Source organism: Nostoc sp. (assembly GCF_041747015.1).
GTDB lineage: Bacteria > Cyanobacteriota > Cyanobacteriia > Cyanobacteriales > Nostocaceae > Nostoc.
This window is the reverse complement of sequence record NZ_JBGTFY010000267.1, coordinates 1-11,145: the sequence shown is the minus strand read 5'-3', so window position 1 is coordinate 11,145 and position 11,145 is coordinate 1. Positions and strand designations below refer to the sequence as shown.

At 44.0% G+C, this 11,145-nt stretch carries 12 protein-coding genes; 5 read left to right on the top strand and 7 right to left on the bottom strand.

Annotated features, from left to right (window positions below; genetic code table 11):
- Window positions 1-594: 594 nt before the first annotated feature.
- A complete protein-coding gene (locus ACEW80_RS21970; RefSeq protein WP_373528630.1) occupies window positions 595-1,215 on the top strand; it encodes a TMEM165/GDT1 family protein in 621 nt (206 codons plus the stop codon).
- 66 nt (window positions 1,216-1,281) lie between these two features.
- Here ACEW80_RS21970 and ACEW80_RS21965 read toward each other — a convergent pair whose 3' ends face one another.
- A complete protein-coding gene (locus ACEW80_RS21965; protein WP_373528629.1) occupies window positions 1,282-2,175 on the bottom strand; it encodes a tetratricopeptide repeat protein in 894 nt (297 codons plus the stop codon).
- A 388-nt stretch (window positions 2,176-2,563) separates the two neighbouring features.
- Between ACEW80_RS21965 and ACEW80_RS21960 the strand changes: the two genes are divergently transcribed.
- Complete coding sequence (locus tag ACEW80_RS21960; protein WP_373528628.1) at window positions 2,564-3,595, top strand: hypothetical protein; 1,032 nt, start codon at window positions 2,564-2,566, stop codon at window positions 3,593-3,595.
- Window positions 3,596-3,641: 46 nt separating this feature from the next.
- Here ACEW80_RS21960 and ACEW80_RS21955 read toward each other — a convergent pair whose 3' ends face one another.
- From ACEW80_RS21955 to ACEW80_RS21940, 4 genes are all read right to left on the bottom strand, one after another.
- Window positions 3,642-4,811: a homocysteine biosynthesis protein gene (locus tag ACEW80_RS21955; protein WP_373528632.1), complete on the bottom strand. Its 1,170-nt coding sequence runs from the start codon at window positions 4,809-4,811 to the stop codon at window positions 3,642-3,644.
- A 219-nt stretch (window positions 4,812-5,030) separates the two neighbouring features.
- On the bottom strand, window positions 5,031-6,182 hold the full coding sequence (locus tag ACEW80_RS21950; RefSeq protein ID WP_373528627.1) for an AI-2E family transporter: 1,152 nt from the start codon (window positions 6,180-6,182) through the stop codon (window positions 5,031-5,033).
- A gap of 90 nt (window positions 6,183-6,272) precedes the next feature.
- On the bottom strand, window positions 6,273-6,464 hold the full coding sequence (locus ACEW80_RS21945; RefSeq protein WP_373528626.1) for a hypothetical protein: 192 nt from the start codon (window positions 6,462-6,464) through the stop codon (window positions 6,273-6,275).
- 75 nt (window positions 6,465-6,539) lie between these two features.
- Complete coding sequence (locus tag ACEW80_RS21940; protein WP_373528625.1) at window positions 6,540-7,100, bottom strand: Uma2 family endonuclease; 561 nt, start codon at window positions 7,098-7,100, stop codon at window positions 6,540-6,542.
- A gap of 11 nt (window positions 7,101-7,111) precedes the next feature.
- Here ACEW80_RS21940 and ACEW80_RS21935 point away from each other — a divergent pair, with 11 nt between their 5' ends.
- Window positions 7,112-7,240 (top strand): hypothetical protein, encoded by a 129-nt coding sequence (locus ACEW80_RS21935; RefSeq protein ID WP_373528624.1) that lies wholly within the window; start codon window positions 7,112-7,114, stop codon window positions 7,238-7,240.
- Between the two features lie 9 nt (window positions 7,241-7,249).
- On the opposite strand, the gene ACEW80_RS21930 is transcribed toward ACEW80_RS21935, so the two are convergent.
- Window positions 7,250-7,978: a Uma2 family endonuclease gene (locus ACEW80_RS21930; protein ID WP_373528623.1), complete on the bottom strand. Its 729-nt coding sequence runs from the start codon at window positions 7,976-7,978 to the stop codon at window positions 7,250-7,252.
- 86 nt (window positions 7,979-8,064) lie between these two features.
- Here ACEW80_RS21930 and ACEW80_RS21925 point away from each other — a divergent pair, with 86 nt between their 5' ends.
- On the top strand, window positions 8,065-8,481 hold the full coding sequence (locus tag ACEW80_RS21925) for a zinc ribbon domain-containing protein (protein ID WP_373528622.1): 417 nt from the start codon (window positions 8,065-8,067) through the stop codon (window positions 8,479-8,481).
- Between the two features lie 36 nt (window positions 8,482-8,517).
- Here the strand turns inward: ACEW80_RS21925 and radA are convergent, their stop codons facing one another.
- The gene (gene radA, locus ACEW80_RS21920) at window positions 8,518-10,041 is read right to left on the bottom strand and encodes a DNA repair protein RadA (RefSeq protein ID WP_373528621.1); all 1,524 of its coding nucleotides are present in this window, start codon (window positions 10,039-10,041) and stop codon (window positions 8,518-8,520) included.
- 170 nt (window positions 10,042-10,211) lie between these two features.
- Between radA and rpaB the strand changes: the two genes are divergently transcribed.
- Entirely contained in the window at window positions 10,212-10,940 is a 729-nt protein-coding gene (rpaB, locus tag ACEW80_RS21915; RefSeq protein ID WP_373528631.1) for a response regulator transcription factor RpaB, read from the top strand.
- Window positions 10,941-11,145: the final 205 nt, after the last annotated feature.

The following is an 11,145-nucleotide window of genomic DNA, read 5'->3' as shown; positions in this document are numbered from 1 at the left end:
CGTTTGATAATTGAATTTACCTAAGAATTAAGCCCACTTTTGACAAAATTATTCTCTCGTTACAATACCTTTTCATATCCTATTTAAGTGGTCAAAGACCTTAAAGATAATGATAATCAAATCGAGGGGAGGAGGCAAGCGTCGCTTGCCTCCTCCCCTCTCCCCACACACGATTATCATTCTCATCTAGTCCGCCTCAGAATGAATTCTGAGTCTAATAGCGAAAGTCGTCTAAAGGCGACTGAGACTCATGTTATAGTCCGTTAAAACGGACTTTAGCTATAAGAAAAGGAACTTTAGTTCTGGGCGGTTTATGTCTAGAATGAAATAGCCCTGATTCCTTACCCCCTTGACTTTTAGCTGGAACAGATGTATAATTTTAATTACGTAGAAGGGGAGTAGCTGCTGGCAGAAAAATAAAAGCCAGTACATCTGAATCAACATACTGGCGATGAGCCTGGTTCAGATGGCAAGTAATAAATATTTGAAAGCGAGACCTTCACTGAGTTCACACCGAAAAGTGTAAACTTGGTGAGGTCTTTTGGTTCTCATCAAGCTTCACATCGGTAAACGATTCTTCAGGAGCTTGAGAGAGTGTTAACAGCTTTTACCGCAGGTTTATTATTAATTACAGTTTCAGAACTAGGCGATAAAACATTTTTTATTGCTGTAATTTTGGCAATGCACCACCCGCGGCGGCTGGTATTTATAGGTGTGACAGCTGCTTTAGCAGCGATGACAATTCTTTCGGTGCTATTTGGACAAGCGGTATCTTTCTTACCAAAAATTTATATTCACTACGCCGAAATAGTTTTATTTATCGCTTTTGGTATCAAGCTGTTATATGACGCTAGCAAGATGTCCGCCTCTAGTTGTGCTACAGAAGTTGTAGAAGAGGCCGAAACTGCGGTGAAAAAAGCAGATTTGCAGCTACCAAAACAAAAGACCTCCTTAGCAATTGTCATAGAAGCCTTTGTGTTGACATTTATGGCAGAGTGGGGCGATCGCACCCAAATTGCCACCATTGCCCTAGCAGCAGGTAATAATCCAATTGGAGTGACAATAGGTGCAATTTTAGGACACGCCATTTGTGCTGCGATCGCTGTTATCGGTGGCAAAATGATTGCCGGACGCATTTCTGAGCGTCAACTCACCTTTATGGGCGGATGCCTGTTTTTGGTTTTTGGCGTGGTTGCTGCCATTGAAGGAGCCTGAGGGGCAGAGGGGACGAGGGGACAAGTGGAAGAGTTTTTCCAATGCCACATGCCCCATGCCCATTAATTACTTCGGAGTACTTTCCGCTGAAGGCGCGGGAGATGCAGCCGGATTAGGAATTGGGGAAGCAGTTGCAGCTTTGTTAATTTCGTCTTTGTATTGAGCAGGTGCTAAAGCTGCCGCACTATCAAACAAAGGTTTTGCATCTGCATCTTTACCCTGTTGTTTCAAGAGCATGGCTTTTGCCACAACAGGGCGAAAATCCTTAGGATCTTTCTTAATTGCCTGATTATATACAGAGCTAGCTTGAGCATAGCGTTGCTGGGAAGCGTGAACAGAACCTAACAGCACTTGTACGGCTACTGTATCTACACTTCCAGGCTGGATTGTATTTGCTTGAGTTGCGCTAGAAAGGGTTTCTTGCAGCAAACCAATGGCTGCTTCGGGGCGTTGCTGACTGATCAACAGAGCCACCATTCCTTGCAAAGCCTTCAAATCGCCTGGTTTTGTGGATAAAATCGAGCGATAAGCTTGAGCAGCTCCTTCGCGATCGCCAATTTGCTGTTTGGCTTGAGCCAGTAACACTGCATATTCTGACTGATCGGGATTCAGCTTGGCTAGTTTTTCTAAAGGTTCAATGACGACTTGGATATCAGATGGTTTAATCTCACCTTTCTCTTTTTGACTTAGTAATTGTAACCGCGCCTCTAATAAGCCCTTGAGCGCGGTTTGATTTTCTGGTTCCCTTTGCAAAACCAGTTCATAACCCCGAACTTCGTCTTCCAGTTTTGATTTTTGGTCAGAGGAGGGCAAACTGCCTCTGATGTTAGCAGTATTCTGGGTTGAGGGTGGCGTATTATTAAATGCTCCAATTATGGGAATCACCGAAACACCCACAAAAGCAAGAACTGCCAGCACCAAGATGATTTGAACTATCCAGCGATTGCGCGGTTGAGACACAGTTTTGTCTTTCTCCTGAACTCTAATGACATTATCATTTACACAAATCGTAAAGTTAAAAATTTCCAAAACTTTGCGGAATACTGCCAATTGCCTGTGAATTTTATAACAATTAACTATCTACACTGCTAAAGTAAGTGATGACTTTAGGAGGAGCCGTAAAAATTGTACCTATGATATGCTTCGATATGCTTCCAAAACTAGTGTAAAGGCGCTAAATTACACATTTAGTGTGTAAACACCAAATTTAGCGCCTTTAGGATTGTGTAGAGTACTCTGGTGTGACTTTGGAGAAAGCAAATAGACTTTCATCAATCGCACAAACGCCCTTTTCATCTGCCTTTGTAAAGTCCCACAATGGGATGTGTCTGTGCCGCAAGGAGTTTTTATGAATTCCGACCTGATGCCATTGCCTGAATCCTCCAATTCTTCTGCCTCTAACCAAGGCCAAACTAACATAGAGACAGCCGCTAATGTTCATCATATAGCAGCAGTCCAGTCCTCTAAACTTGAAAATTCGCCTGTTAACCCCAGCGAGACTGACTCAAATGGCAACTTCGCCAATCGACAGCAACCGATTCCGCCTCCTAGTGAACCGATGCAGTATCGAGCGATCGGGTTAGTCCGGGGTCGCTATCATGCTAGCAGCGAACAATTTACTCAAGGCACGCTGCTGACCGCAGATGGTGTAGAACTCAATGCCGTCCTATTAGGTCGGATTATGAGTCTGGTCAAAAATCACCTAGACTTAGAAAAAGAACATTTATGGGTGGTATATCCACGCACAAGGCAAGAAAACGATACCTTGCACATCCAAATCGTCGGAGTTTGGGAGCCAGAAAATCTGGCTAAAAACTCCACAGATGAAGAGGAGCCAGATTTGGAGTTGCAAGAGTTACAGACGCCCGATGATGGCTTATCCGAGAACTCTGAACTAAGTACAACTGCCCCGATACCCTCATCAGAAGTTGCAGATGGTGGTTTTTCTGTTCGTGGTGAAGTAGTGTACCAGTCTTTTGACGCTAAGAGCTTGGTAGTTAAAATTAGGCAGGCTGCACGCAAACCAACTGATAAACCCAAGTATTTTAAGTTGAAATTGAGGGGTGTGCTGACCACCAAAGCGGTAGGGAAATTCTGGGACTTCCAAGCCAAGCGAGAAGCTGACGTTTTGGTAGTAGAAAAAGCTGAGGCGATCGCTGACTTGCCCAAAAAACGCAGACCACCATTTAAAGGTAGTCCTCGTGATGGTAGTGGTGGTGGTACTGGTGTTAGAAAACCATTCCCCAGCAAACGCAGTGGTGAAACTCCGCGTCCTGTCAAGAAAACAAGCGCAGGCGGCGATGCCTCTGTGGTATCAAAACCTATACCAAAAACGCCCGTTCCTAAACCCATTAAGCGACCGAAATCAACTCAAGATTAGGGCATGGGGCATGAGGAAAACTCTTTCCCAGCCCCAATCCCCAGAATTAAAAATCTGTCCAACGGTCTTGGGGTAGAAAAGAACGCTCCATTGGAATTGGGGAAACTGGTTCTGTGAGGGTAAACGTACCTGCTTCAATCCACTGTTTTAACTCTAGGGCAACTTGCCTAGAAAAAAACAAACTCGCTAGAGGGGCAGAGCGTACTGCTTTGCCCTCAATAGTGATCCGCCCAGACTTAAGTTGGGCGTAACTCACTAAACCAAAGGTAGGACGAACGCGCCGGGGAATAGAAAAGTCCACTATTGGAGCTACTAAGTCTTTATCTTGTACGGCACAGTGTTCAACTGCTTGTTCATTTAATACAGGGAGTGGTATACCAACACCTAGCATCAAGGAAGGGCCATAACTTTTAAAGTAACAACCCCTTACCCAATGGGCATTCATTTGCTTGGCATCACCAATTAAAGCTAAAGTGGCACAAGGCCCAATGGGTGTACGATTTGCTAAACGCTTTTGTAAGGGAAAGTGCTGAGTGCCTTCCCAAGCCACATAACCGACACCACCGCCTAAAAAAATTCGAGTACCTATGCCAACGAGTTGCAAATCGGGGTCGTTGAGTAGGGGGGAAATAGCACCAGGGTTAGAGTAAACGGCATTTCCCAGACGTGGTTGTAAAGGACCGAGATAAGTGAAAAGTGGGCGATCGCCACCATTCACACCAACAATAAAATTTTGATAAAGATTACGCGGATTAAATAAATAAAACTGATTAATCGTTTCTTTGGTGACGGTAGTTTCAAAAGTTGCTCTGGGGTAACAATCTGTTACTTGTCCTTGCGCTCTTACGTGTATAGATTTACCAGCGATCAAATCTTCGATTACATGACCGCCGCCGCGTTCTCGGACTTCTTCCCCGTCCATTGCTTCCATAGCACAACTTGCACCCAAATACAAATCTACTGCCCCAAAGCCAGAGTAGGCTGGCACGCCATCTAACCAGCAACGGCGGATTTTTATTGGGGGATCAGTGTGTCCGAGATTGATAATTGCCCCACTTGATTCCATCGGCTCGAAGGTGCCAGTGGTAATTACATCAACTTCCTTAGCAGCTTTAATAACACCAATTTCTAAAACTCGTGCTTTTAATTCTTCGGCTGTCAATACTACCGCACGTTGGCGGCTGATTTTGTCGTTAATTTCCGCAATTGTTCGCATTTTATCAGTGCTAGCGCTTCCTGGGGAATGGGGAGTAGTCAGCATATACAGCACTTCCCGAAGTTATGAGGTACACTAATTGATCGAATTATCGTTGATCCGTGCTAATAGTCGGGTAAGCCCCGCAGCATCAAAGTTCCATCTTCAGTTAAAACAGCTTCAATTTTGTGAGCTTCCATCTAACTATTCCTATTTGTTCATTAATCAAAAATCGAGTGACTAATTTTCTGGTTTCAAGACATCATTATCAATCGATGGCTTCTCATTAATATCTGGATTTTCTGCTGTCCAATTATCATCTACTCCAGGGGATTTAGAAACTATTACCAATTCAGTCTCTTGTTGATGATTATTTCCCCATTCATCCAAAACGTCTTTAATCAAAACTTCTTGCAGCCAAATCTTAGCAACAACAGTTAGGGGAAGTGCTAGAAATAATCCTAAAAAGCCAAAGAAAGTGACGAAAAATAGTTGGGCGATTAAGGTTATAGCTGGTAGCAATGAGACTTGTTGCGCCATGACAATGGGTGTGATGAAATTGCTCTCAACCTGTTGAATAATAACGTAGAGAATTAAGACAGCCACAACTTTCCAAGGTTCATCTAAGAAAGCGATCGCTATCGCTGGGATCACACTAATTGTTGGGCCTAAGTTGGGAATCAAGTTGAAAAATCCCGCTAAAACCGCTAAAGCTAGTGCTGCCTTTATACCCAAAATTGATAAGCCAATCAGACTCATCAGCCCGACTACACAGATAGCAATGAAAGCGCCGGTAATCCATCCCTCCAAAGAGACTTCACATTTATCTAATATCCCATCTACCCGTCGCCGATAAAATGAGGGGAAAAGCCGCACAAATACTTTGCGATAAGCTAGAGGATCGGCTAACATCATTCCTGTTAAAACCAACACTAGCAAAATCTTGAGGACGACTTCCAAAGAGCCAGATACAAAAGCGAAGGAGTTTCCCAGTAGCCGATTGACGAAGGGCTGTACTTGTTGGATGAGGCTATTGATATCTGGGATGTAAGGAACTAACTGGCTAGGAATACGAGTTCTCAGGGCATCAAGCCAAGTATTAAAGCGGCCAAATCCTTTAGGAACCTGATTAGTTAGTTCTTGAAACTGCTGTGCAAAAGGTGGCACGATTAGCCAGAAAAACCCCACGACGCCTGCCAAAAAGATAGCTACTGACAGGAGGACGGCGAATCCACGCCTCATACCTAAGCGTTGGAAGCGTTTTGCTAGCCGATTTAAGGTGGTGGCTAACACAACTGCGGCAAACATCAGCAAAAGCACTTCCCGAATTTGCCACAATATGTATAAAGATAAAAGTATGGCGATTAAGCCGATCCATTGACCGAGGTTCACAGGCTGACTCCCAACGGTTGGCGAGATGCAATTTTCTGGTAATTCAGCTAGATTAGCTGATTTTAGCCACTTGTGCGTAGATAATTTGAGTTAATTTTGTTTCTGTGCTTGGAATCGCCACAGTAGCGCGACCGCTATGATCGCAATCGGCAAGAAAACTATAATTAACGCATTAGTTGCCGTTGCCGAAATTGATAGACTTGGCGCTGCATACTTAATCAATACCGATACCAAAGCTGAAAGTAAAAGCAATTTTAGAATAAATCCTAGCTGATTTTCCATAAAAGTACGATAATATAGACTTTTTTATTTGGTATAGATGAATTTGAACCTTAGAAACTAAAAGCGATCGCTTTTTTATGTCAAACTCAGCCACCCAAAAACCTGTTCTACTGTCAGTTCCAACTCAATACCCTCCAGGATGGGTAATTTATCAGCACTTTCGTATAATTCCACTCGCTGTCCAGGAAAGACCCCCATCACACTTTCGTCTTCTGGGTTGATTAACCAGCCTAGTTCAGTACCATTGCGTGAACAATGCAATAACTTACTCAACACTTTTTTTAATCTTTGATCTGGGGAAAGAATCTCAATTGCCCAGTCGGGATGAATTTCAAAGCGATTAACAATTCTGCCAGATGGAGTTTTAGGAATTCTATCCCAGCGAAATACAGACACATCAGGGACGATAGAAGCGCCGCCGAAGGTGCATCGGAGTTCGGGGAAAGGGTAAGCAATTTTTTGACTTTCAGTTACGTCATTAATGAAATTACAAAATTTAGCTTGGATTCGGCTATGTTCACCTTGAGGCATGGGTTTTTGAATAATTTCCTTGTTAATAAAATCTGATGCTGGTTCAGTTTCCGGCAGTTTGAGGAAGTCGTCTAAAGTTAGTTGGGGTTGACTGGCAATAGTCATAATTAAGTGGTATGGAGGGGAATATTTTAATTATGGACGTTAGCGATCGCTATGCTCTTAAGCAAGCTACGCATAACCTAATCGTAGAGAGAGAACTCGCCTTAGACATCGCTCATTTGTCTAGCGTCCCTCGTTCCTAAAACATTTGATTACATATCTGGTTCAATCCCCGCCGCCCGCAATTGTGCTGCTAGTCGTTCAGCACGTTGTCGTTCCTGTTCAGCACGTTGTCGTTCTTGTTCAGCTAATTCTAAACCCCAGAGTAGTAGGTTTCCTTGTTCGTCCCACCACCGTAACCACTTTCCTGTGCGGTTTTCACGCATACCTTGCCATACACCCAAATAAAGATTCATTTCCGCTATCCAGTAGCGTTGATTTTCATCAGGCTCTTGCAATATGTACTGTTCTGTGGTTTGTAAGCGATAGCTCTCGCAACTCCCGCTATCTGGCTCAAAGATGATGTAGTTTGGTACTTTTAAGATGCGCTCGTAGAAAAACCATTTTCCTGGGGGATATGTCGCTTTGACAGAATACTCTGTCTCTTGTGTATCGGAAATAAATTCCATCACAATTACTGGTATTTCTCCTTGTAGCTGAGGAGTGTAACTGCGTTTTACCTCTTCGCGTTCAACACGAATATTAGGTATGTATGCCCAATCAGGAGCTTTGATGACCATTTTGCCATTCAAGGTGGCGCAAATGCCGTAATTCGTTGGAGTTAGGGCTTTTTCGGGGAGTTTGCCAGCAATTTCTAAGCTTTCTGTTAAGGCCGCAGCAAGGAAAGGTTGGTTGATGTTATCCACTGGATCGTTTGGTAGTACGTAATCATCGGGTAGTTTTTCCCAAGTGATTTGGTAGTCTTGGGTGAGGGCTGTCATAATCGGGTTTCCTTTGGTGTAGTGTTAAAGTCTGGGATTTTACCCTGGTGTTTGACTGTTTTAGATTCCCCCAACTCTCTTAAAAATTGAATCGTTCAATTAGTGATGCTAGTTGGGGTGAACTATTTTCTAAAATTGCATGGTTAGCAATTAAATCCGGCAAACCAGTACTGGGGATTAATCCAAAATATACGAGTCAGGAATGTTCAGTCTGTGGTCACATCAGCAAAGATAATCGAGACGGTGAAAAATTTATCTGTGTTCAATGCGGACACATCGATCATGCCGACACTCAGGCATCCAGAACAATTCTAAGCCGAGCAAATCTTAATTTTGTCAGTACAAGACATAAAAACCTACGACGGGACTCGTCGGAAGTTACGCCTAGCCAGTACAAAGACATCCCCCCGCCGAAAGGCAAACGGGGGGAGGGCAGGAACCGCACATCCAAGGCAATGCCTGAAAAGCGGATATTTTTTGAGCAGTTGCAATTGCAGTTGTAAGATTTAAGAATCCCCGTTGCTTTAGCGCGGGGAGTGTCAATCATCTTCATCGGGTTCTAAATCGTCGTTTGTTAGTTCCTGGTGAGGAATGGCGGCGATAATCGCATCTATTACCTTAGACACTGGTAATATTTCAATATTAAGGTCGGGGAATTTTGTGCCTTTTGGCACGATCGCTCGTGTAAATCCCAACTTAGCTGCTTCTTTCAACCGCAGTTCCATTTGGGAAACCGATCGCACTTGTCCCCCTAACCCAACTTCACCGATTAGTACTGTACCGGGATCGACGATGCGATCGCGGAAACTAGCAACAATCGCGATCGCTATTCCCAAATCTACTGCTGGTTCTTCCACATTCAACCCACCCGCAGAAGCAACGTAAGAATCTAACTTGGACATGGGAATTCCCACCCGTTTTTCTAAGACGGCGAGAATTTGCACTAGGCGGTTATAATCTACGCCAGTTCCAGCCCGCCGAGGCGAAGGATAGCTAGTGGGACTAACCAAAGCTTGCAACTCAACAACAATGGGGCGAGTCCCTTCACAAGCCACGACAATCGCTGTACCAGGAGCCGGATCGTCACGGTTGCCTAAAAATAGCTCTGAGGGATTGGATACTTCTCGCAATCCTTCCGCTACCATTTCAAAAATGCCGATTTCGTGAGTTGCGCCAAAGCGGTTTTTAACTGTCCGTAATAACCGATGGGAGGCAAAGCGATCGCCTTCAAAATACAATACTGTATCAACTAAGTGTTCTAAAACTTTCGGCCCAGCGATCGCTCCTTCTTTGGTAACGTGTCCCACAATCAGCATTGTGACATCTTCGTGCTTCGCCACTTTCATCAGTGCTGCGGTACATTCCCGTACCTGAGCTACCGAACCGGGTGCAGAAGTCAGCGCCGGAAAAAACACCGTTTGAATACTATCAATCACCGCCACGTTTGGTTTTAGAGAATCTATTTCCCGTAAAATTTCTTCTAAATCTGTTTCTGGCAGTACATATAAGTCTGCGCCTATACTGTCAGGGTCTATGGGAAGTGTAGTATCTACTACTGTCACATTCTCCTCATTAACCACACTTACGTTTTTTGATACTCCCAAACGAGAAGCTCGTAATTTTACCTGCTGTCCCGATTCTTCACCAGTTACGTAAAGGATGCGATATTTTTGGGCTAATTGATTTGATACTTGCAGCAATAAAGTAGATTTACCGATACCCGGATCACCACCAATCAACACCATAGAGCCGGGGACAATCCCACCCCCAAGTACCCGATCCAATTCTTCATAACCAGACTCCCACCGGGCGATTTGGCGATCGGTAATTTGGTCAAATGTTAAAGAAGCTCGCGCTTTAGCTGGTTTAGCGTGAGATTTGCTATTGGTTTGAGTTGATTGCCAACTACTTACTCCCCCCCGACTCGGAACATCTGCTGAGGACTGGATAGTAATCTGCTCTTCTAGAGAATTGTACGTGCCGCAAGCTGGACACTTACCAAACCACTGAGGTGATTCTGCCCCACAATCGTTACAAACGAAAAAGGTTTTTGGTTTTGCCATTCTTAAATATTATTAATTAATCTTAATATTTACTGAATTCTTGAAAAAAACTAAAAACCAATAATAGTAGTATCTAGAGCTTTTTCCAAATCAATTGATGGAATGATATCTTAATATTATGGTATTAAAAATTAATCATGTAAATTTTTAGTGAAGGAGCCTTGAGAAACTTGGAAAGTCATAAAGAAAAAATCTTGGTGGTAGACGACGAAGCCAGCATTCGCCGGATTTTGGAAACGCGCCTTTCCATGATTGGCTACGATGTAGTGACGGCTGGCGACGGGGAAGAAGCTTTGGAAACTTTTCGTAAAACTGCTCCTGACCTGGTAGTTTTGGATGTAATGATGCCAAAGCTAGACGGCTACGGTGTATGTCAAGAATTACGAAAAGAATCAGATGTCCCCATTATTATGTTAACAGCCTTGGGGGATGTAGCCGATCGCATTACCGGGCTAGAATTGGGTGCTGATGACTACGTAGTTAAACCATTTTCCCCCAAGGAGCTAGAAGCTCGAATTCGTTCGGTGTTGCGGCGCGTAGACAAAAACGGTGCTTCTGGCATCCCTAGTTCTGGGGTAATCCATGTCGCTAATATTAAAATCGATACGAATAAGCGACAAGTCTACAAAGGTGATGAACGAATTCGACTGACGGGTATGGAGTTCAGCTTATTAGAGTTGGTAGTCAGTCGCTCAGGAGAAGCTTTTTCTCGTTCGGAAATTTTGCAAGAAGTTTGGGGTTACACACCAGAACGTCATGTTGATACCCGTGTAGTGGATGTGCATATATCCCGTTTGCGGGCAAAGTTAGAAGATGATCCGAGCAATCCAGAATTGATTCTGACAGCGCGGGGTACTGGTTATCTTTTCCAGCGAATTATTGAACCAGGGGATGAGTGAGGAGATGAGGGAGCAGGGGAAGCAGGGGGAGCAGGGGGAGCAGGGGGAGCAGGGAAAGAAAGAATAACTAGGGCTTGCTGAACAAAAGTGAAACATAGTCTAGGTAAGGGTTTTGAGCATTTTTTCACCAAGCAAGTGCAAGACTATAGCATCCAGAGGTTCAAAAACCTTGCACTTTCGTCGGCGAGCGCCGGGCAAATTGGGA